Source organism: Gilliamella sp. Gris1-4 (assembly GCF_001690335.1).
GTDB lineage: Bacteria > Pseudomonadota > Gammaproteobacteria > Enterobacterales > Orbaceae > Gilliamella > Gilliamella apicola_P.
On record NZ_LZHA01000078.1, the window covers coordinates 1 to 22,362 of the forward strand.

Annotated in this window: 16 protein-coding genes and 2 pseudogenes; 9 read left to right on the forward strand and 9 right to left on the reverse strand. The window is 32.8% G+C overall.

Going from position 1 to position 22,362, the window contains the following annotated elements:
- Nucleotides 1-10: 10 nt before the first annotated feature.
- From A9G31_RS09395 to cmoA, 4 genes are all read right to left on the reverse strand, one after another.
- On the reverse strand, nt 11-772 hold the full coding sequence (locus A9G31_RS09395) for an IS5 family transposase (RefSeq protein ID WP_034915900.1): 762 nt from the start codon (nt 770-772) through the stop codon (nt 11-13).
- 255 nt (nt 773-1,027) lie between these two features.
- On the reverse strand, nt 1,028-7,048 hold the full coding sequence (locus tag A9G31_RS09400; RefSeq protein WP_065561419.1) for an alpha-2-macroglobulin family protein: 6,021 nt from the start codon (nt 7,046-7,048) through the stop codon (nt 1,028-1,030).
- A 257-nt stretch (nt 7,049-7,305) separates the two neighbouring features.
- Complete coding sequence (gene cmoB, locus A9G31_RS09405; protein WP_034910556.1) at nt 7,306-8,274, reverse strand: tRNA 5-methoxyuridine(34)/uridine 5-oxyacetic acid(34) synthase CmoB; 969 nt, start codon at nt 8,272-8,274, stop codon at nt 7,306-7,308.
- Nucleotides 8,275-8,311: 37 nt separating this feature from the next.
- Nucleotides 8,312-9,043, reverse strand: a complete 732-nt coding sequence (gene cmoA / locus A9G31_RS09410) for a carboxy-S-adenosyl-L-methionine synthase CmoA (protein WP_065561420.1) — start codon at nt 9,041-9,043, stop codon at nt 8,312-8,314.
- A 72-nt stretch (nt 9,044-9,115) separates the two neighbouring features.
- On the opposite strand from cmoA, the gene A9G31_RS09415 reads away from it, so the two are divergent.
- The gene (locus A9G31_RS09415; RefSeq protein WP_141671438.1) at nt 9,116-10,261 is read left to right on the forward strand and encodes a metallophosphoesterase; all 1,146 of its coding nucleotides are present in this window, start codon (nt 9,116-9,118) and stop codon (nt 10,259-10,261) included.
- Between the two features lie 28 nt (nt 10,262-10,289).
- A complete protein-coding gene (gene rnd / locus A9G31_RS09420) occupies nt 10,290-11,372 on the forward strand; it encodes a ribonuclease D (protein WP_065561422.1) in 1,083 nt (360 codons plus the stop codon).
- Between the two features lie 27 nt (nt 11,373-11,399).
- Here rnd and A9G31_RS09425 read toward each other — a convergent pair whose 3' ends face one another.
- Nucleotides 11,400-12,092 (reverse strand): 5'-methylthioadenosine/adenosylhomocysteine nucleosidase, encoded by a 693-nt coding sequence (locus A9G31_RS09425; RefSeq protein ID WP_034945673.1) that lies wholly within the window; start codon nt 12,090-12,092, stop codon nt 11,400-11,402.
- A 100-nt stretch (nt 12,093-12,192) separates the two neighbouring features.
- Here A9G31_RS09425 and A9G31_RS09430 point away from each other — a divergent pair, with 100 nt between their 5' ends.
- Both A9G31_RS09430 and A9G31_RS09435 read left to right on the forward strand, forming a co-directional pair.
- Nucleotides 12,193-12,963 carry an SDR family oxidoreductase gene (locus A9G31_RS09430; RefSeq protein ID WP_034945672.1) on the forward strand — a complete coding sequence of 257 codons (771 nt, stop codon included), beginning with the start codon at nt 12,193-12,195 and terminating at the stop codon, nt 12,961-12,963.
- A gap of 27 nt (nt 12,964-12,990) precedes the next feature.
- Nucleotides 12,991-13,860, forward strand: coding sequence for a co-chaperone YbbN (locus A9G31_RS09435; RefSeq protein ID WP_034945671.1), 870 nt, complete (start codon nt 12,991-12,993; stop codon nt 13,858-13,860).
- A gap of 58 nt (nt 13,861-13,918) precedes the next feature.
- Here A9G31_RS09435 and map read toward each other — a convergent pair whose 3' ends face one another.
- Complete coding sequence (gene map / locus A9G31_RS09440; RefSeq protein WP_065561423.1) at nt 13,919-14,707, reverse strand: type I methionyl aminopeptidase; 789 nt, start codon at nt 14,705-14,707, stop codon at nt 13,919-13,921.
- Nucleotides 14,708-14,928: 221 nt separating this feature from the next.
- On the opposite strand from map, the gene rlmC reads away from it, so the two are divergent.
- The 3 genes from rlmC to A9G31_RS09455 all read left to right on the forward strand — a co-directional run bounded on the left by rlmC (nt 14,929) and on the right by A9G31_RS09455 (nt 18,664).
- Nucleotides 14,929-16,071 carry a 23S rRNA (uracil(747)-C(5))-methyltransferase RlmC gene (gene rlmC / locus A9G31_RS09445; RefSeq protein WP_065561424.1) on the forward strand — a complete coding sequence of 381 codons (1,143 nt, stop codon included), beginning with the start codon at nt 14,929-14,931 and terminating at the stop codon, nt 16,069-16,071.
- A 252-nt stretch (nt 16,072-16,323) separates the two neighbouring features.
- Entirely contained in the window at nt 16,324-17,892 is a 1,569-nt protein-coding gene (gshA, locus tag A9G31_RS09450) for a glutamate--cysteine ligase (RefSeq protein ID WP_065561425.1), read from the forward strand.
- Nucleotides 17,885-18,664 carry an endonuclease/exonuclease/phosphatase family protein gene (locus A9G31_RS09455; RefSeq protein ID WP_065561426.1) on the forward strand — a complete coding sequence of 260 codons (780 nt, stop codon included), beginning with the start codon at nt 17,885-17,887 and terminating at the stop codon, nt 18,662-18,664. Before gshA ends, A9G31_RS09455 begins: the two co-directional genes overlap by 8 nt.
- Here A9G31_RS09455 and A9G31_RS12030 read toward each other — a convergent pair.
- The 3 genes and pseudogenes from A9G31_RS12030 to A9G31_RS09470 form a co-directional block, all read right to left on the reverse strand.
- A complete protein-coding gene (locus tag A9G31_RS12030; protein WP_218056444.1) occupies nt 18,645-19,913 on the reverse strand; it encodes a transglycosylase SLT domain-containing protein in 1,269 nt (422 codons plus the stop codon). The two genes, A9G31_RS09455 and A9G31_RS12030, sit on opposite strands and share 20 nt — an antisense overlap.
- A gap of 42 nt (nt 19,914-19,955) precedes the next feature.
- Nucleotides 19,956-20,688, reverse strand: a pseudogene (gloB, locus tag A9G31_RS09465) (hydroxyacylglutathione hydrolase); the annotation flags it as partial.
- A gap of 120 nt (nt 20,689-20,808) precedes the next feature.
- Entirely contained in the window at nt 20,809-21,570 is a 762-nt protein-coding gene (locus A9G31_RS09470) for an IS5 family transposase (RefSeq protein WP_065561428.1), read from the reverse strand.
- Between the two features lie 101 nt (nt 21,571-21,671).
- Between A9G31_RS09470 and A9G31_RS09475 the strand changes: the two are divergent.
- Both A9G31_RS09475 and A9G31_RS09480 read left to right on the forward strand, forming a co-directional pair.
- Nucleotides 21,672-22,064, forward strand: a pseudogene (locus A9G31_RS09475) (PTS sugar transporter subunit IIA); the annotation flags it as partial.
- Nucleotides 22,065-22,073: 9 nt separating this feature from the next.
- Nucleotides 22,074-22,352, forward strand: coding sequence for a PTS sugar transporter subunit IIB (locus tag A9G31_RS09480; RefSeq protein ID WP_065561429.1), 279 nt, complete (start codon nt 22,074-22,076; stop codon nt 22,350-22,352).
- Nucleotides 22,353-22,362 lie beyond the last annotated feature (10 nt).

A 22,362-nucleotide genomic window follows, 5' to 3' on the forward strand; every position in this document is an offset into this window, starting at 1 on the left:
CATAAATTACTCAACAATACATTGGCAGCCACATTAACATAAATGCCAGTGATACCATACTGGCATAATTCCTTTCTAACTTATCGTATCTAGTTGATATTGAACGATATTGCTTGATTCTAGCAAAGGCATTCTCGACTAAATGACGATAGCGATAAAGGCACCTATCCATACTGCTTTTATCTATATCCTTACCATAATTACGTTTAGCAATCACCGTTCGTCCGCCTTTTTGACGAACAAAGCACCGAAAAGGCTCGCTGTCATAACCTTTATCGGCTATCACTGTATTGACTTCATCAAGCTTTTCAACTAGGTTTTCTGCATAAGTGATATCATGTCGTTGTCCTTCAGAAAGCTCAAAACAAATAGGCAAACCACCACTATCAACCGCAAGATGAATTTTAGTTGAATTACCACCACAGCTCTGACCTATTTGCTCGGAATACTCCGTTGCAGCGCCTGTACTATGTTGATGAGCCCTGATAATCGAGCCATCTAGGAACACCCATTCAAAATCCGCTAGTTGTGATAAATGTTTGAAAATATCAACTAATATTCCTTTTTTAGACCACAAATTAAATCGCCTATAGACAGTGCTCCATTCACCAAACTCTTCTGGCAAATCTCGCCAAGGAATACCGGTTCTCATTCGGAAAAGGATCCCTTCAAACGTCATCCGATGCTCGGATTTATTATAAACTCGGCCGGTATTTTTCATTATTTGTAGTAGCTTTTCCCACCGTTTATCTGTTAGCATTGTTCTTGGCATGATGAATCGAGTTATGGTTGTTTTTGGCTGAATTATTATAACTCACATCATGCCGTCTAAAAAATAATCATGAAAGATCAACACGCCCTATTATCTTTTTTATGATATTTTTCCTATTCATTATGATCTTTATAGTATAACTGTTTGTTATTTTAAACTTAATTACAGGAGTTAGTCGTATTATTTAGGGAAATTTGACAAATATAAAAAACGGGCTGTAAGCCCGTTTCAGTGATTGATTAACTGTACAAACAGCTATTGTTGTGGGAAGATACTTATCTTTTGCCCACCTTTTGATACGGCTTGAATATCACGATCATACATTGCTTCACCAAATGCAGGCGGAATGCTATAGGTTCCTATATTGGTTGCTTTTATTTGATAGGTGAATTCTTGTATTTTATTATTATAAGTTGAACCATAAATAATAACACGATCTTCACGTACATCTGTATATTCAGGATACCAAGTGTGTTTTCCTGTTTTTATACTAATTGGAGAAACCCAGCCATAATTTTCATCATAATCATCTTCTTCATAGTCATCATATTCTTCATCATCTTGAATATATTCATTATAATTTTTTTCCTGAGATTCTATTGGTTGTTGTACTACTTCAAAACCACCTGGTAGTAAATCAACAATAGCAATATTAGTTGCACCTTCATCTGCTAGTGCTCGTATTCTAACAGTTACGTTAATTTTATCGCCAAGTTTGACTTGTTCAACAGGTTTGCCACTAAGATCAGTAAATTCACGGTATACTTCAAGCCCCCGTTTAATTGGTTCTTTAGGTGGAGTTTTGTCATATCCTTGTTCAGAAATCATATACCAAGCAGGAAAGTTTGATTTATTAGTTATATTTAATTGTGCATCTTGAACACTAAATTTTCCTTTAGCTAAAATTCCATTTAAATTTGCAATAATCCTCTGTTTTTCTGAATCTTTGGGTATTGCATTAATTTCAAGAGTATCATTAGATAAATTTGATTTATCAATACTTAATGAATAACTACTTAAAGCTAATATTGTCATTGCAGCTGATTGAGTAGTATATTTTTGTTTATTAAGCATGATAACCATATTTTCTAGTGCTTGAGCAGGAATTTCCGCTGCTTTTTCTGGAAAATGTTTGCTAATTAAATAGATTTTTCCTGCATCAACAACCAGTGGGTCATAATAGTTGTTGGTCCACCAAGCATGATTGTATGCAGTTTCTAACTGTTGCCAAACTGGTTTAATTAATTTATTTGCTTCTTTATCCATCTTTAACATTTTATAAGATGAAGCTAAATACATTGCGGTTATATCTTTTTTCCATGAATCATCTTTTCGATTGAGATTACTAATGGTAGAGGCTAAATAGCTTGTTGTAACTTGATTTTGCCTTGTTAATAAGTAGATAGCATAAGCACGGACTCTTAAACCATAAGTACTAGTATCATTAGATTCAGCAATTGTTTGTAAATATTTATTAGCACTATCAAGCATTTTTTTAGGAACTTTATAGCCCATTTCTTTGGCTTCAAGCATAAAGTTTACTGCATACAATGTAATAAATGGATTAACATTGTAAGTTGAATACCATAAACCAATTGCACCTTCACTATTTTGGCGAGATTGCAGCACTTGGAATAGTTCTGATAATGGTGCTATTCCTTCTTTTGAGGCCAGATCAAATTCCTTATATTTACTAGCGATCAAAATAGGAATCGCGCGACTAACAATCTGTTCAGAGCAGTAGTGAGGGTAATCCTGTAAATAGGTACTTAGTCCTTTACTTAATATAAATGGTGAATAAGACACAGCTGCTTCACGTTTACTTAAGTTACTATACATGTCTCTAAAATCAGTAAATGTTTGTTTATGATCTGCCATTCTTCCCATTCTGGTAATTAATCTGTATTCAGTTAATGGTCTTATTGAAAGGCTAACATCACGTGTGATTGTTATATCATTATAGTTGGCTGAAAAGTGAAGATCGTTATTACCAAGTTTATCGGTTGCCTTAAAGTTAAATTTTAAAACTCCAGTTTTGCCGTTAGCTAATTCAATAGCTTTACTACTGTCACCTATAATTGATAGGTTAGGTGAGGTTGAAACCTTAATATCGATCGGAACGATTTTATCTCCAATATTTTCAATCAGGTTAGTTACATTGAGTGAAACTTCAAATTCATCATCTGGTGCAGCAAAATATGGGGCATTAGGTTGTAAAACAATATCATTATGTACGGTTGTTGACATCTGAGTATGTCCCATTGTTTTATCACCGACCGATACAGCCATGATACGAATTTTGCCATTAAAATAATCAGGTACTTTATATTCAATGGTATTATCGCCATCGACATCGATAATACCTGACCAATAAGCTACTGGTTCATCTATTTTCCGTTTAAATGGATTTAAATGATTTGATAAGACATCATCATTATCACCATCACCACCAGGTGCTGAAGCTGTTATTAAATGTCGAAATTCTGGCAATATAAGATCTAAAATTTGCGAAGTTCTTACAGATAGTGCTTTTTTGCGTAAGAAGCTATTTAATGGATCTTTCAGTTTATAATTTGAGACTTGCAAAATTCCTTCGTCTACGGCAAATACAACTGCTTTTTGTGGCGTATTTGTGTGTATTGTAATTGGTAGTGTATCTCCTGGTTTTATTAGTGATGGTGCTTGTAATACGATTTTATCGTTAAATTGATCATTTGAAATTTTGAAAGGTATAACACCGTAACTAAGTGGACTCATAAAAATTTCATCTGAATTTGGATCACGAATAAATTGGACATTAATATAACCATTACCACCAATGTCTTTTGGTAGGGTTATTTTTTGTATTGAGCTTGTTGTATCTGTGTGGAACCACTTCCAAGCATACACTTTGTCGCGCTCAATAGTAATAATACCACTACCTACATACGGTGCAGTGATTGAAACTTCGATTTCATCACCTGGATTATATTGTGCATCTTTAATCTTTAATGTTAATTCTGCATTACGATCTAAATCACGAGTAATATTAGCTGTACCCACAATAGAGTATTTACTTTGGTAAAGTAACTCATCGTTTTTATTTCTGATTTGGATAATATAATTACCTGGATTTTTGCTATCTAATTCGTATGTTGTTTTTTCCGAACTAATCTCAAATGGTTGTTCTGACAGTACCGATTCTTTACGGCGTGATTCATATTTATAAACTCCTGAAGGCTGTTTGACTAATACCGATAGATATTTTTCTTCAATTAAAACAAGTTTTAGATCAGATAACTCTATTTTTTCTAGGGCAGGATTAATAGCTATAAAATCAATATGACGAACTGAATCTTTATTAATGTATCTTAAATTACCATCAGCTTTTGCACCGACCAAATAATCATCTGGTGATACAAAGGTGCTTGCTGTTGCAGCAACACTTCGACCGCTATCTGGTTCAAAAACATCGGTTAACATTCTTAATGTATAGTTGCCTTCAAAGCTTTGCATATTGTCATTAAGATCTATTTTTACTATACCATTTTCATCTGTTGTTTCTTCATTTAATTCAACTTTAAAACTATTTCTTACACCAGAAATGTTTTGATAAAAATAGTAGTCCTCATATTTTTTAAAATAAGGAGTTGAAGGTTCAAGAATCAATGTATTTGTTACTCGGCGATTAGCTGCATCGGTACCAAATAAATTTTTGGCCTTAATTTCAGCCTGAATATTTTCTGGTTTTAACCATCCATCTTTTATTTCTGGTAATAATTTAAGCGATACCGCTGTTTTATCTGGCTCAAATTCACGAACCACAATCGAACTAGAACCTAACAGTACCCGAGACTCTTCATCATCATTTTTCAAATATAAATTAATATACCAATCACCAGTAGGGGACTCATAGTTGGTTTTATAGTTAAGCTCATTAAAGCCTGATTTATTTAGTACAATTGGTTTTTTTAGTACTAAATTGGATTTTGGATCATAAATTTCTGCTTCTACAGTGATCCCTTCCAATGAATTTTCCCAATTTTGAGCTCGAACTATGGTGCCAATATGGAATGTATCACCTGGACGGTAAATCCCTCGATCTGAAAAAATATGTGAACGCAATTCACCGCCTTCTATGGTTTCACGAATTCCACCTATATCAAAACGAGATAGATTTAAATTTCTTTCATAACTTTTGATCGGTAAAAATGATAGATCACTTCCTTTTTCAACAATATATAAAAGAGGTTTAATTCCTTGATAATATTCAGATAATGGTGCAAAGTGGACATGACCTTTACTATCAGTTTTTTGTGAAGCAATAGTGACTCCATTCATTCCTAATACTGAAACTTTAGCATTGCTAATTGGTTGACCTGAGCTTATCGATTGAATAAATAGATCATTGGATTGATCGAGTGATTTTTTAGCTATAATTCCCAAATCAGTTACAACAATAAAGCGAGAAGCCATAAACTCATATTTAGTATCTTTTTTATCTTTTCCATAAAGTCTTAATAAGAAGACACCTCGATTTTTATTCCCATTTGTGTTAGCTGTTAAGTAACGAGTTAAATCGACATTTGTGTATTTAACTTCTTCAGGAGCTCCAGTAAAATCTTTAGTTATGCTATATTTTTCAACAAAATGATCATTATCTAATTCGCCAAAATTCATATCGTTAAATTCATAGCTTTCATTAAATGCTACTAAATGTTGAAGCTGTGAAGGGATAACGCGATCTATTTCTAACTTCATTTGCTCTACATTGCGCGATACTATAGGTAGTTTTTTCTCGCCTGATAAAGATAATAATGACCCAGGCGCAGCAAATTCAAGATAAGTTGGGTAACTAGGAACTGTTAATATTGTCTGATAATCTTGTTTTAAAAAATACCCCTCTTGAGAAGATAAAGGTTGGTTAACTTCAATATATACCTTTGAGTTTTGTTCAGTTTTAAATTCAAAGCTAATTTGATTCTGATAAGCAAGTTCAGTATCAATTGGTTTCATTGATATTGGAGTTGCTTTTTCGAGTATTTCTGGCGTTACATTGTATTTTGTTTCGTATCTACCAGAAGATCTATTGTAATAGCTTTCACTATAAGAACCATTTTTATTTGCAGGTAATTGCCAAACTTTGATTGCTTTCGATACATCTTCAGATCTTACGGCATGACTTAATGATAAAACTAATACCTGCTGTATTTTTTCATTACTTTTTTCAACCAATGTAAGCTCTGTTCTTGTAACACTTAAATGATATTTATCTGGTACAGTTACACTATTAGTTATATCATAATTTATTGAGTTACCACCTAAAGTTGATCTAACCCCCTTGTTAATTGTTATTTTTAAATAACCTTCTTTATCAAGTAAGGGAATAGGTGCGCTCTTTATATATGCAATTTTGTCATTATCACCATAGGTTATAGTAAAATCGACATGGTTTAAGAATTCATCATAGTCTTTTTCGTATGAATTGTCAGATTTCTTCTCTTTTTCATAAAGCGATAAAACAATGTTTTTTTCAAAGCTTTGCCTATCAACAGGATGACTAAATCTGATTGTATTTATGACATTCCTAATATTTGTTTCTGTAGGGTTGGAGTAAAGCTCACCTCGATTTTTGAAATTATATTCGAAATCAGGAGAAATAAAGGAAAAGGTTGCACTATTTTTTTCTAGTTCGCTATTTTTAGCCAATAATTTTGACTTATCCAATACGACTGTATATTCAATACCAAGTGGCCACTTTCTCTCTTTTGGTGTGAATTTTATTGTTGAATCATTTGACCATGTCCATTTTCCCTCAATGTTTGGTGAAATACTAATACCTTCTGCTATTTCATCTTTATTGATTGATTCTAAGGGAATTGGTGGACGTTTAGCACCGGTGAATTGGATATATATTATACCGTTACTTGTACTTGGTGGGACTAATTTAGCTGAATAGCTATTTATTATTATAGGTGCTGGCTCAATCGGTTTTGGGCGATTTAAATACCAATGATAGGCGTAATTACCAGAAAAGTAAGCAATAAAGCCCAAAATAAGAATTGCACCAATTAAAGTTTTTATTTTTTTTAATGTAGAACCTACTGCATAATAAAATCTTTTTGCATTAGGTAGCCAGTCTGGTGTTGACCATTTTATATCACCGATAATTGGACTAAATAACCAAAAAAATCCTTTTGCTAAGATTAATAAAAAAAACAGAAAATAACTGATTATTTCCCAAGCCTTTTGCAAAACATAGAAAGGCAGTTGCAAGATTAATTTCAGTAATCCCATTATTTATCCCTATTCCTTATATAAAAACTTAAAAATCAATTTTTTTATTATATTTTATATTTCAATACGCACACTTATCAAAATTTCGACAAGCTTTTTTATCGTTTATTTTTAATAGTGAATATTTTTTTAAAAATACTAATTTTTTATAATATAACACTTTACATAAAAACGCCACTTACAAATATAAAATGTAGATATTTAAAGGGATCGGATAACCAGTTGAAAAAATAGGCATTTATAATTATCAATTTACTTTATTTTTTAGCAATAAAAACTGCCCGTATTGGGGCAGGGTAGCCTTCAATTGTTTTGGTTGAATCATCTGGATCTAAAAAGTTGGCCAGAGAATCTGATGTCATCCATTCAGTTTTGCGTTGTTCATCAAAATTAGTTAATGATATATCAACCATTCTTACATCTGAATACCCACATTTTTCCAGCCAATTAATCATTGTAGGAGTAGAAGGTATAAAATAGACATTACGCATTTGTGCATAACGATCACCTGGCATTAACGCTTGATGTAATTCTCCATCAATAACCAAAGTTTCAAGTACTAGTTGTCCACCTTCAACCAATTGCTCCTTCAATTGGAACAAATGATCAAGAGGCGAGCGGCGATGATATAAAACCCCCATTGAAAATACGGTATCAAAAGCATTAAGTTTAGGGAGATGTTCAATTCCAAGTGGTAATAAATGTGCTCGCTGATCGTTACCTAGTAGTTTACGAATAGCTTCAAATTGGCATAGATAAAGCGCCATAGGATCAATTCCGACAGCAAGTTTTGCTCCAGCGCCAATCATTCGCCATAAATGATAACCACTGTTACAACCCACATCTAAAACAATTTTATCTTCTAAACAATCAATATGATTAATTAAGCGTTCCCATTTCCAATCTGAACGCCATTCTGTATCAATATCAATTCCATACAAGTGAAAAGGACCTTTGCGCCATGGCATCATATTTTTTAATAATTGTGTTATCCTCTGCTGTTCACCCGTAGAAAGAGGCTCTTTTGATTTCGCTGTGACACTATGTAATAAATCAATTTGATAAGGTGAGATGGATGGTAAATGTTTAATACTGTTTAGCCATTGATTAAAGCGACTATCTATGTTTTGTTTTTGCCAATTTGCGAGTTGTGCAGGTAATACTTCAAGCCAGCTACTAAGTCTATTTTTTGCGATAATCTGGTAAAAATCACCAAAATCAATCATTCTGTTATCCTTTATCAATTACGCTTAAATTAATCTGTTATTTTATGGCAATAATAGAACCAAAATTAAAACATTGGAACCACGTGTCAATGTGTTTAAAACCAGCTTTAGATAGTCGCTGTTTATGTGTTTCGATAGTATCTGTTAGCATGACGTTTTCCAGCATGTTACGTTTTTGACTGATTTCAAGCTCACTATAGCCGTTAGCACGTTTAAAATCATGATGCATATTAAATAGTAATTCATCAATGCAGGTATCACTAAAGCTAAATTTTTCAGATAAGACTAAAATGCCATTTGGTTTTAACGCATTATAGATATTATTTAAAACACGTTGACGATTTTCAGGAGTTAAAAATTGTAAGGTGAAGTTGAGTACAACCATTGATGCGTTTTGCATGTTAATATGGCAAATATCATCACAAATTACGTCTACAGGTGTGCTTGATTTGTAGGATTCAATATGCCGCTTACAACGTTCAACCATTGGCTGAGAATTATCAACCGCAATAATATGGCAATTTTCTTGATTGACATTGCGTCGAATAGATAATGTAGCAGCGCCTAATGAACAACCTAAATCATAAATCATTGAATTAGGTTGTACAAATCTTCCAGCTAGCATGCCGATCATCGAGATAATATTAGAATAACCAGGAACAGATCGCTGCACCATATCAGGAAAAACTTCGGCAACTTTCTCATCAAAAGTCCAATCCCCCAATTTTTCAATAGGTGTGATGAATAATTGGTCTTTTTTAATATCCATAAAAAGTTATTGGTACGAAAAAAAATAATTTTGTTATCATATCATTATTCGTCTTCAATTGTTCAGATAATTATGAGTTTTATTTATTTTTCTATTTTATTTATGATGATAGTGATCAGTATTTTAATGATTGCTTATTTAGGTAAACGATGGGCATTTTGGTTCAATTTTCATTTTACTAGTTATTCTAAAATCATCTATTGGTTAATTGTTGCAATTGCTGGATTATCACTGGTGCTTTCTAGGGCATTAGATGGTATTTTTAATAAGCTATCTCTGATTTTTAATATTATTTTTGCTGGATTTTTGTGTAGTATTTTTATTTTATTGATTTTTGATGCGATCTATTTGCTCTGCAAAAAAAAATTAAAGCCTAACTTACTGCTTAGAATTGTTTATGTGAGCTTAGTTTTTTCACTATTTTATTACAGCCATGAAATGGCAATTAGTCCGAAAACCGTTTATTATCAAGTAAAAATAGATAAACCTGCTCATGTTGAAAATCTGCGTATTGTGCAGCTTAGTGATATTCATATTAATGAATTAACTTCGAGTGGATTTATTCAGCAAATGATAGATAATGTAAATCAATTAAATGCAGATTTTATTGTAATTACAGGTGATACATTAGATAAACGTTTGGCGCCCTTTACAGAACTAGGTTTTGATAAGCAATTTCAGCAGTTAAAATCGAAACATGGTACCTACGTTATTTTTGGAAACCACGAATATTTAAATACTAGAAATCAAAATAATAGTGAAGAGAATATTATTAATGCTTTTAAGCAAGCAAAAATGAAGGTTTTAAAAGATGATATTGTATACCTTGATGATATAGGAATTACATTAATTGGGCGAGATGATTTTTCTTCTGTACTTTATGATGTGAAAAGATCCACATTAGCTGAGTTGATGATGTTTGCAGATACAAATGCACCCGTTATTTTATTAGATCACCAACCCAAAGATCTTACTGAACCAGCAAAGTTAGGTGTTGATTTAATGATTTCTGGGCATACTCATGCTGGGCAAATATTTCCAATTAACCTTATTGAAAAATTAATGTATAAAAACGCTTATGGTTTGTATCAAAATGAAGATAATAATTTTACTAGCATAGTAAGTAGTGGATATGGTTTTTGGGGACCACCTATTCGCTTAATGACTCGCTCTGAAATTGTGGTGATTGATGTTGTATTTAAAAAAAGTACACAATAAATAGATTTATCTAAATAGGAATTTTACTTTGTCTTATCAACTTATTGTTAATAATGATCAGCTAACTGAGTTTTGTTCAAAAATCGAAAAAAGCTCAGCGATTGCATTAGATACAGAATTTGTACGTACGTGTACATTTTATCCACATTTAGGGCTATTGCAGGTTTTTGATGGAAAACATGCTGCATTAATTGATCCAATTACTATTAGTGATTGGCAAGATTTTTTAACGATCTTAAAAAATCCTAAAATTGAAAAGTATTTCCACTCGTGCAGTGAAGATATCGAGGTTTTCCTTTATTACTTTGGAATGGTACCAACTCCTATTATTGATAGCCAAATATTGGCTTCTTTTTTAGATAATCCGTTAAGTTCTGGTTATGCCAGTTTAGTAAAAAAATATTTAGAAGTAGAGCTAGATAAAAGTGAAACTCGAACAGACTGGTTAAAACGACCATTAACCGAAAAACAGTGTGAGTACGCTATTAATGATGTGTTCTATCTTTTTCCATTGGTAAACATTCTAAAATCACAATTAACCGAAAATGATTATTTGCAAGCCGCTTATCAAGAGTGCCAAATGGCGGTGGCTCGTAAATGTACAGTGATAGATCCAAACAATGCTTATCTAAATATTAAAAATAGTTGGCAATTGAAAGGGAAAAGTCTAGGTCAATTGTATAAATTAGCAAGTTGGCGATATAAATTGTCCAAAGAGCAAGATATCGCTTTAAATTTTGTTATACGCGAAGAAGTTTTGTGGAAAATAGCACGTTATTTACCCTCTTCATTAGCTGAACTTGATAAATTAGGGATGAAAGGTAAAGAAATTCGTTTATATGGGCAAAAAATTCTCGATATTTTATCTGAACCGATACCCGAGGTACCACTTATTCGTAGAATTAATACTTATCCTGATTTCAAGAAGATCTCGGATGAATTAAAAAAAGCGGCTCAAATCATTTCATCAAAAACAGGGCTTAATCAAGATTTGTTACTTTCACGGCGATTAATCAATCAATATATTAAATGGAAAATTGATAAAAAAGGTGACGTACCAGAAATACTAACTGGTTGGCGTCAGCCCTTGTTTAGTGAATATTGTTTGTGATTTCAGTATGCTATTTTTTAAAATAGTTCAGGCTAGCTCGCTTAACATCGATTCAACAATTAAGGAAGACTGTTTTGCTGCGAGTTTTAAAAATGATTGGAAATCCATTGCAGATTCATTATCACCATTATCTGAAATTGCTCTTACTACTACAAACGGTACCTTAAATAGCCAGCAGACATGCCCAATTGCTGCGGCTTCCATTTCTACTGCTATGGCATTTGGAAAGGTTTGTTTGATTCGTTCTAATGTATCTTTACCATTAATAAATGTATCACCACTACCAATTGATCCTTCAACTGCATTAACACCTTGTTTTTTTATACATGATTTGGCTAATGATTGATATTGTTGGCTCGCTTCAAATACAACTGGGCAACCGGACATTTGTCCTGGTTTATAACCAAAAGCGGTTAAATCGACATCATGATAAAATACGTCTTTTGATACGATAATGTCACCAATATTGAGTTCGGTTGAAAGTCCTCCAGCTGAACCCGTATTAATAACGGCATCAACCTTGTAATTATTTAATAATAATGTTGTGCCTGAAGCTGCGGCTACTTTACCAATGCCTGATTGAAGTAGAACTATTTCACAACCAGCAATTTGCCCAAGGTGAAAATCGCAACCTAAATGGCGTTCAATTTGATAATGGGTAATTTTACTTTTTAATATAGCAACTTCTTCTTCCATTGCGGCAATAATAGCGATTTTCATACAATCCTCTTTCTTTTACTTACGGTAACTTCTATTTAGGTGTGATATCATAATTGCAGTAGATTAACTTGACAATATGTGAGTAAAACGGAGATAAAAATTGAAGACAATTTTTATTACTGGCTGTTCAAGCGGGATAGGACTTATTTCAGCCATTGCATTAAAAAAACGAGGTTATCGTGTTATTGCATCTTGTCGCAAGGCATCTGATCAGCAACATTTGATTGAACAAGGCTTTGAAACGGTATTACTTGATTTAGATGATTCTAATTCCGTTAAACAAGCTGCTAAGGAAGTATTAGCATTAACTGGTGGAAAATTATATGCGTTATTTAATAATGCGGGATTTGGTCTGTATGGGCGATTAAAAACAATTAGCCGAGAGCAGCTAGAATCGCAATTTTCAACTAATTTTTTTGGAGTACATCAGTTAACGCAGTTACTACTTCCTGCCATGCTTGAACAAAATGAAGGCCGTATTATTCAAACAAGTTCAATTGTCGGTATTGTTGCAACTCCTGGTAGAGGTGCTTATTCAGCAAGTAAGTATGCCTTAGAAGCTTGGTCTGACGTTTTGAGATTAGAATTAGCTGATACCAATGTCAAAGTTTGCTTAATTGAGCCAGGTCCGTTAAAAACTCATTTTTCACAAAATGTGAATCAAACGGAACAATCAAATATTATTAAAAATCCACCGATAGCTAAGCGATTTACGTTATCACCGGAAGCCATATTACCATGTTTATTTGATGCGTTAGAGCATTCAGCGCCTAAAATACGTTACAGGGTAACAAAGGTAACCAAGCTTGCTGCATTTGCTAAACGTTTGCTTCCTGATAAATTAATGGATAGAATTTTAATTAATAAATAATGAATCAAAATATTCTTAGGACACAATATGCAAAATCAATTTATTTTTGAAGTTAATCAACAAAACTTTCAAGAAGTTATAGAAGGTTCATCTAAATATCCCGTATTATTTTATTTTTGGTCTTCAAGAAGCCCAGATTATGAAGCTATGACACAAACATTAACAAAGCTTGCTAATAAACACCATGGGCAATTTATTTTAGCTAGTGTTAATTGTGATGAAGAGCAAATGTTAGCAGCACAATTTGGTTTACGTGCTATTCCTACTGTTTATTTATTTAAAGATGGTCAACCTATAGATGGCTTTCAAGGACCTCAATCTGAAGAAACCATTAAAGCTTTTTTAGAAAAAGTACTACCAAATGAAGATGAACTTAAATTAATTGAAGCTCAAAATTTATTTCATGAAGCTAAATATGAAGAAGCATTACCACTTTTACGTCAAGCTTGGAAATCACTTACCGATCATTTGGGGAAACCAAGAACAGATATTGCATTAATGTTAGTGAAATCACAAATTGAACTTAAACAGCTAAGTGAAGCAAAAGAAGTACTTGCAACTATTCCTCTACAAGATCAAGATTCAAGTTATCACGGATTACAAGCCGAAATTGAACTACTTGAACAAGCAGCTAACTCGCCTGAGTTACAGCAATTGCAATCAGAGTTTGCTCAACATCCTGATAATGTTGAACTAATGATTCAATTATCTTCACAATTAATGCATGTAGGACGTCATGAGGAAGCATTAGAGCTGTTATTTAAACCGCTGACAAAAGATCTTAACGCCGGTGATGGGCAAGTAAAGAAAACATTACTTGATTTACTAGCCGCATTAGGAACAAGTAATCCGTTGGCCAGCAGTTATCGACGTAAATTGTATACTTTATTATATTAAGATTTATGAAATTTAATAAAATGGCTTCAATCATAAACTATTGTTGAAGCCATTTTATTTAGTGTTCGATAATGCGAGGAAAATCTTCGTTACTGCGCAATGTTAAAACTTCAACGCCATTTTCAGTAACTAAGATAGTGTGTTCATATTGAGCCGAAAGTCCATGATCTTTGGTTTTAACTGTCCAACCATCTTTCATCGTTCGAGTACGCCAATCGCCCGTATTGACCATAGGTTCAATTGTAAAGGTCATGCCTGGTTTTAAAATTACACCACCATCATCAGCATCATAATGTAATACTTGTGGTTCATCATGATAAACTTTTCCAATTCCATGACCACAGTATTCACGTACTGATGAAAAGCCAAACTTTTCAACATATTTTTGAATTGTTTTACCAATTTCTTTTAGACGAATACCCGGCTTTATTATCTTAATCGCTTCATATAAGCTATTTTGGGTAACTTGACATAGCTTTTCACCTGTGACAGTCGGTTTCCCAGCAATATACATTTTAGATGTATCGCCATGATAGCCATCTTTGATTACAGTGACATCAATGTTTAAAATATCACCATTCTTTATTTTTTTTTCAAAATTTGGAATGCCGTGACAAACAACATCATTTATTGATATACAGCTAGTATGTTGGTAGCCATGATAACCAATATTTGCAGGAATAGCTTTTTGGACATTAACAATGTGTTCATGGCAGATTTTATCAAGCTCGCCTGTACTAATACCAGGTTTTACATAAGATTCAATCATTTCTAAAACTTCAGCAGCAAGTTTGCCTGCTATACGCATTTTTTCGATTTCTTCTGGGGTTTTTAACTTAATAGACATTAAATTGTTCCTGTAATGTTAATGAACATATCCTATCATATACCGTTATTTCGTCAAATTATACCAGAGAATTAATTATACCTTTTTCTTATATTCCTATAATTTTTTTGTAAAAAAGTTTCAGGAAAATATATGTTTTAGTATAAAATTCAAAACTATTGTTATATTCGTTCGATATTCTGTATATAATTATACCCATTATAAAAAAGGCTTTAATCGCAATGCAATGTCACTTTTACCAACAAAAAAAGTGTTTATCTTGCCAATGGATAGAACATCCTTATCATGTACAACTGGCAGAAAAACAAAATAAGTTATTACAACAATTAACTCATTTTAAACCAAACGAGGTTAAAGAACCTTTTGCTAGTCATGAAACCGCTTTTCGTAATAAAGCAAAGATGGCAGTGTTAGGTAGTGTTGAAAAGCCCGTTTTAGGTATACAAACGGGGAATGAGGCAGTTGATTTATGCGATTGTCCTCTTTACTCAAACAGTATGCAAAATATCCTAAAACTTGTTCGAACTTTCATTCGTAAACAAGGGCTTATTCCTTATAATATTAATAAGCGTAAGGGGGAGTTGAAATTTGTTATAATTACTGAAAGTAAAACTGGGGGTACGAGCAACTTTATGCTACGATTTGTTTTAAAATCACACGATTTTGTTGCTAAAATAAATGATTCTATTAAACAATTACAAGACAAAATTCAAAACTTAGACGTAATCTCGATAAATATTCAACCAAATCATGCGGCTATTTTAGAAGGTGAAGAAGAAATAGTCTTAACTGATAATTCATTTCTTCCGATAACTTTAAATAACACTCCTCTTTTTATTAAACCTAAAAGCTTTTTTCAAACAAATCCATATGTTGCCAGCAGCCTTTATAAAACAGCGAGTGACTGGGTCACAGATTTACCTATTCAGTCTATTTGGGATATGTTTTGTGGGGTAGGTGGTTTTGGGTTAAGTTGTGCTAACCTTGTTGCTGAGAAAAATATTAGCCTTACAGGTATTGAAATTAATTCAGACGCAATAGAGTGTGCAACTAAATCAGCAAAAAAATTAGGTTTTAAACAATTAAACTTCAAAGCATTTGACGCAACACAATACGCTACAGCTCAAAAAAATGTACCGGATTTAGTTTTACTAAATCCCCCAAGACGAGGGGCAGGTAAAGTACTTATGCAGTATTTGAAACAAATGGCACCTAATTATATTATGTATTCAAGTTGTAACTTATTTTCATTAGTTGATGATTTAATGTTACTGCCAAATTATCAAATCCAAAAAGTAAAATTATTTGACATGTTTCCGCATACTTCACATATGGAAGTATTAATTTTATTGCAACGATTATAAATAAAATAGATTTATGATAAATATTATATGTGCTATTTCCTATCCATGAAATAGCTGTTATTTTTTAAAAGTTGTCATGCTTTTAAGATCAAATTATTTGTAATAAAAATAGTAAATTATAGTTTTTAGGATTGCTATATTACGACGTATAATGCTTTTTATTCCAAATGTTGTCATAAATTAGCCCATCGCATAATTTTAAATTATGCTAATATAAATATCAAATAACTAAATTTTAAGGAAGCGCAAAATATGATTCCTGATGTCTCAAAAGCACTTAGTTGGTTAGAAAAACACTACACCATTTTACAAGGTATTCAACGTGGTATTGAACGAGAAACTTTACGTATTTTGCCTGATGGATCATTGTCAAAAACGCCATTTCCTTCAAAAATTGGTGCTGCGTTAACCCACCCTTGGATAACAACTGATTTTGCCGAATCAATGTTAGAATTTATCACGCCAGTTAATACTAATATTGATTATATGTTGACGTTTTTGCGCGATTTGCATCGTTATGCTAGCGTAAATATTGGTGATGAAATGATGTGGCCTTTAAGTATGCCTTGTTTTGTTGCAAACGAAAAAGATATTATTCTTGCTCAATATGGTACTTCTAATGAAGGCCGCTTTAAAACGATTTATCGTGAAGGATTGAAAAATCGCTATGGTGCAATGATGCAGACCATTTCAGGTGTTCACTATAATTTTTCACTACCAACCGCATTTTGGCAAGCAAGAGAAGGGGTTAAAAATACCGAAGAAGGTAAAGCTGTAATTTCTGAAGGTTATTTTACCTTAATACGAAATTATTATCGTTTTGGTTGGGTTATTCCTTATTTATTTGGTGCATCGCCATCAATGTGTTCTTCATTTATTCAAGATCCAGTTAAAGCTCAAGCCTTTATTGAACAAACAAATGGCAACTGCTATTTACCTTATGCAACTTCTTTAAGATTAAGTGATATTGGATACACAAATAATGCTCAAAAACAGCTTGGTATTACTTTTAACCATTTGGAGACATATGTAGAGGGTCTAAAACGTGCAACGCGCACAGAGTCTGCAGATTTTGCTAAGTTGGAAATTAAAGTGGATGGGCATTATCGCCAATTAAATGATAATGTATTACAGATTGAAAATGAGTTTTACGCACCTATTCGACCTAAACGAGTACCAATGGCAGGGGAATCTCCATCGGATGCACTTTTGCGTGGTGGTATTGAGTATATTGAAGTAAGAGCATTAGATGTTAATCCATTTTCGCCAATAGGAATTACTGAAGATCAAATACGTTTTATAGATCTATTTTTAATTTGGTGTGCACTAGCACCTGCACCAGAGATGAGTAGTAAAGAACTTGAATGTGCTAAATTGAATTGGAATAGAGTCATAATAGAAGGGCGAAAACCAGGACTTGAGATCGGTATTGGTTGTGAAAGTAATCGAGAGCCATTATCTAAAGTTGGTCACGAATTATTTAAAGATTTGTTACGTGTTGCTGATGTTTTAGATCATCAAGATGATATGCAGCGTTATCGTAATGTTTGTGAACGTCTAGATTTAATGTTTGATCAACCTGAATTAACTTTATCAGCAAGAACATTGCAAGCAATAAGTGATTTAGGTACAGCAGAATTTGGTTTAGCTTTAGCAAATCAATATAAAAAACAGCTTATGGTAGAACCTTTAGCATTATTAACCGAAGGTGATTTTGTACAACAACGCAATTTATCTATTGAGAAACAGGTAAAGAAAGAGCAGAATGATACTCTATCTTTTGATCAATATTTAAAAAATTTGAACGACAAAAATGTTTAAAAAGCGCTGTTATACTTTACGATATCAGGCAAACAACAAAGTTGAGTTGATTTTTCCTTATCAACAAATAGCAGTAAATAAACCGTTAATTGATCAAACATCGTTTTCTATTTTAGTTTGGAATATTTTTAAACTAAGAAGGGCTGCTTGTCTTGATATGCTTAAACACTATGTTGATAAAACTAAACTTATTATATTACAAGAAGCACAAACAACATCGCCGTTACTAAATTTTATTTCACAGCACAATAAAATTGCGGATCATGTTCCAGCATATTGTTTTAATGATATTTATGCTGGAGTCATGACAATTTCAGATTCTTTGCCTACCTCACTTTTTTCTTTTAGAGAAAAAGAACCATTAATCCGTGTCCCTAAATCTGCTTTAATTACTATTTATCCAATTAGCAATTCCAAACAACAGTTATTAGTTGCTAATATTCATGCTGTAAATTTTAGTATTGGCGTAAAAGTTTATCGTCAGCAAATACATCTGCTATTAAATCATATAAAAGAGCATACTGGTCCAGTTATTTTAGCGGGTGATTTTAATGCATGGAGTCGGCAACGATTAAATTTGTTGTATCATTTTGTTCGTTCAATTGAACTTAAGCCGGTTAATTTTTTAGTGGATTCTCGAAAAAGATTTATGGGCAGACCGCTTGATTTTGTGTTTTACCGAGGATTACAACTTAATGCGGCTGAAATTATTAGTACAACCGCATCAGATCATAATCCTTTATTAGTGAATTTTAGATTGGATTTGCATTGACAAGATTAATTGTCAATATATCACCTTCTTGAACTCGGTTATTTTTAAGATTATTCCATTGAAGTAGGTCTGTAATTTTAACTCTATAATTTTGAGCAATAGAATATAGATTATCTCCTGCCTTCACTTGGTATGTTATCTGTTTTTTCCCTTTAAAACTTTTATTAGTAGTTAAAATAGAGTTCGTTTGATTGTTGTTAGTTGTACTATATTTAATTGTTGACGACTTAACTTCAAATGGCATATTGTTATGCGGTACATCTTGTAAAAGTTCAGTAACTTGGTTTATAACTAAATTCTGTGCTTTTAATTTTTTGAAAAGTTCTTGAGCATGAACATATGGCACTAGTAAATGAAAAGGGCCATTAACTGTCTGCTGAACATATCCTGCGTTATATGTCATTAAATCATTGAGCGACAGACCCGTATGTTTAGCAATTTTTGCTAATGATATATTCTTAGACATATCAATTCGAACAAGTGAGTTCTCATAATTGCAATCAGGTAATTTAATGCCATAACGTTGGTTGTTTTTAACAATATCAATAATAGCTAAAATTTTAGGCACATAGTGCATTGTTTCATTTGGTAGCTCAAGAGACCAATAATCAGTATCTAAGCCTTTGGATTGATTTGTTTCTATAGCTTTTCTTATTCTGCCTTCTCCAGCATTGTAAGCAGCTAATGTTAATAACCAATCTCCATTGAAACGATTATTCAAAGTTTGTAATAACGAGATAGCTGAACTTGTGGAAGCAATAAGATCACGGCGACCATCAAAATAACTACTTTGTTTAATACCATATTCTTTAGCTGTAATTGGCACAATTTGCCATAATCCAGCAGCTTGTGCTGATGAAGTGGCTAATGGATCATAAGCACTTTCGATTAACGGAATTAAAGCTAATTCGACTGGTAGATCGTTTTTTCTTAATTGATTTATAATATAATAAACATAAGGTTCAGAACGTAAAGCAACAGTTTCAAATGCTTGAGGATTACGCAATAAACGCTCTCTTTCAGCTTTTATGCGGCTATTTTCAGGAACATTAACGCTACTCTGAGCTAACATAAATTGCCAAGGATTTTGAGTGACAGAGGTATGATTGATGCCACCACTCTTAAAGCTACTAGTAACTATTGATTTTGAGTTAGTTTTTTTATAGACATTATTGCTGTATCGAGATCCATAATTTTGGCAGGCGCCCAACAGCAAACATAACGCTGTAAATATTAATAACTTTTTCATTAGTCCGTAAATTTTACCTAAATTAAGATTAGCATTATACCTAAAAAATATCTTTTTGGCTTCTAAAAAAACAAACAATTCTAATTCATTATTAATTTTGAACTTATTTTGTAATTTAGTTTCATGACATCGTAAAAATAAATTAATTTTTTTCGTCAGATAAATTAGACGGTAATGTTATTAATTTATTAGAAATCGAATCTAAATAGCTTTCGATATTTTTATCATCGGGCAGCATTTGGGACGCAAATGCTAAATTTGATAAAGTATATTCATGACCTGCACAGATTAAAGTATCATTAGGCAGTTGTTTTAATTGTTTTAATTGTTTTAAAGAATTTAACATTTGTTCATGAGTACCTTCAAAAATCCTTCCACAACCGGCTGAAAATAAAGTATCTCCGGAAAATAAATAGGGCCTGCAATAATATGCCAAATGACCAAGAGTGTGCCCCGGTACTTCTATAACTTCAAAACTAAAATCACCAATACATACTTTATCTTGTTTGATAAGATAATTAATTGGTAAATTGATTTCACTTGGACCGTAAACATCAATATCTTGATACTGAGCTTTTAATTCGTTTACTCCTCCAGTGTGATCAATATGGTGATGAGTAAGTAAAATTCCAAGGGGTATTAATTTATGCTTATTAATATAATTAATAACAGGTTCTGCTTCCCCAGAATCGATAATTATGGCTTGGTTACTGGCATTGGTTAGAATCCAAATATAATTATCCTTTAAGGATGCAATGCTATGTAGTTTATACATTTTAATTTTTTACCATTAATTATAAATTATGTCGTTAAAAGCAAATAAACTTTTTAAAATTGAATAAAAATATTTAATTAATACATTAGGGGCTGTTGATCTTTGCTGTACATAAATTACTCAACAATACATTGGCAGCCACATTAACATAAATGCCAGTGATACCATACTGGCATAATTCCTTTCTAACTTATCGTATCTAGTTGATATTGAACGATATTGCTTGATTCTAGCAAAGGCATTCTCGACTAAATGACGATAGCGATAAAGGCACCTATCCATACTGCTTTTATCTATATCCTTACCATAATTACGTTTAGCAATCACCGTTCGTCCGCCTTTTTGACGAACAAAGCACCGAAAAGGCTCGCTGTCATAACCTTTATCGGCTATCACTGTATTGACTTCATCGAGCTTTTCAACTAGGTTTTCTGCATAAGTGATATCATGTCGTTGTCCTTCAGAAAGCTCAAAACAAATAGGCAAACCACCACTATCAACCGCAAGATGAATTTTAGTTGAATTACCACCACAGCTCTGACCTATTTGCTCGGAATACTCCGTTGCAGCGCCTGTACTATGTTGATGAGCCCTGATAATCGAGCCATCTAGGAACACCCATTCAAAATCCGCTAGTTGTGATAAATATTTGAAAATATCAACTAATATTCCTTTTTTAGACCACAAATTAAATCGCCTATAGACAGTGCTCCATTCACCAAACTCTTCTGGCAAATCTCGCCAAGGAATACCGGTTCTCATTCGGAAAAGGATCCCTTCAAACGTCATCCGATGCTCGGATTTATTATAAACTCGGCCGGTATTTTTCATTATTTGTAGTAGCTTTTCCCACCGTTTATTTGTTAGCATTGTTCTTGGCATGATGAATCGAGTTATGGTTGTTTTTGGCTGAATTATTATAACTCACATCATGCCGTCTAAAAAATAATCATGAAAGATCAACACGCCCTAATCAATTTTTCGATTTTACGTTTCCTATTTTAAAAAGTGGTGGTTATGTGAATCATTCCTTTTTAGGTGCAATAAAACAAAGAGAATCATTATTCCCAACCGCACTACCAACAGAGCCTTATGTTGTTGCAATGCCCCATACTGATGTTGAGCATGTTATTAGACCCTTTATCTATTTTGCTCGAGCTAAAGGTACGATTCCATGGTGTGAAATGGCTAATAATGACAATGTATTAAGAGCTAATTTTGTCTTTTTACTCGGATTTAATCAAAAAAATGGGCATATTGATTTATTGCAAAAGTTGATGACCTATTTTGTGAATTCACATTTTTTAGAGGCGCTTTATTACGCAGAAACCAAACATGAAATTTTTACACTGTTGACGTCGAATATAAATTTATAAGGAGGCATTATGAAAAAAGTTATTGTTGCATGTGGCAGCGGAGTGGCTACATCACAAACCGTCGCTAGTAAGGTTACTCGTTTACTAAAAGAACGTAACCTTGATGAGATAAAGGTGGAAGTTGTTGATCTTAAATCTGTTGATACTCACATTAAAAATAGTGCTGCTTATATAGCGATAACTAAAATTGAAAAACAGTACCCAATTCCCGTCATCAATAGTATTGCATTTTTAACAGGGATAAATATGGAATCAGAACTACAAAAAATTATCGATGCCTGTAAATAGGAGTGCAATT

Excerpts from the sequence above, each read along its gene's own strand:
- rlmC (WP_065561424.1), top strand. The coding sequence starts at position 14,929 with ATGCAATGTCACTTTTACCAACAAAAAAAGTGTTTATCTTGCCAATGG.
- A9G31_RS09400 (WP_065561419.1), bottom strand. The coding sequence starts at position 7,048 with ATGGGATTACTGAAATTAATCTTGCAACTGCCTTTCTATGTTTTGCAA.
- A9G31_RS09470 (WP_065561428.1), bottom strand. The coding sequence starts at position 21,570 with ATGCCAAGAACAATGCTAACAAATAAACGGTGGGAAAAGCTACTACAA.
- A9G31_RS12030 (WP_218056444.1), bottom strand. The coding sequence starts at position 19,913 with ATGAAAAAGTTATTAATATTTACAGCGTTATGTTTGCTGTTGGGCGCC.
- cmoA (WP_065561420.1), bottom strand. The coding sequence starts at position 9,043 with ATGGATATTAAAAAAGACCAATTATTCATCACACCTATTGAAAAATTG.
- A9G31_RS09435 (WP_034945671.1), top strand. The coding sequence starts at position 12,991 with ATGCAAAATCAATTTATTTTTGAAGTTAATCAACAAAACTTTCAAGAA.
- A9G31_RS09455 (WP_065561426.1), top strand. The coding sequence starts at position 17,885 with ATGTTTAAAAAGCGCTGTTATACTTTACGATATCAGGCAAACAACAAA.
- A9G31_RS09480 (WP_065561429.1), top strand. The coding sequence starts at position 22,074 with ATGAAAAAAGTTATTGTTGCATGTGGCAGCGGAGTGGCTACATCACAA.
- cmoB (WP_034910556.1), bottom strand. The coding sequence starts at position 8,274 with ATGATTGATTTTGGTGATTTTTACCAGATTATCGCAAAAAATAGACTT.
- gshA (WP_065561425.1), top strand. The coding sequence starts at position 16,324 with ATGATTCCTGATGTCTCAAAAGCACTTAGTTGGTTAGAAAAACACTAC.
- A9G31_RS09395 (WP_034915900.1), bottom strand. The coding sequence starts at position 772 with ATGCCAAGAACAATGCTAACAGATAAACGGTGGGAAAAGCTACTACAA.
- A9G31_RS09415 (WP_141671438.1), top strand. The coding sequence starts at position 9,116 with ATGAGTTTTATTTATTTTTCTATTTTATTTATGATGATAGTGATCAGT.
- map (WP_065561423.1), bottom strand. The coding sequence starts at position 14,707 with ATGTCTATTAAGTTAAAAACCCCAGAAGAAATCGAAAAAATGCGTATA.
- A9G31_RS09425 (WP_034945673.1), bottom strand. The coding sequence starts at position 12,092 with ATGAAAATCGCTATTATTGCCGCAATGGAAGAAGAAGTTGCTATATTA.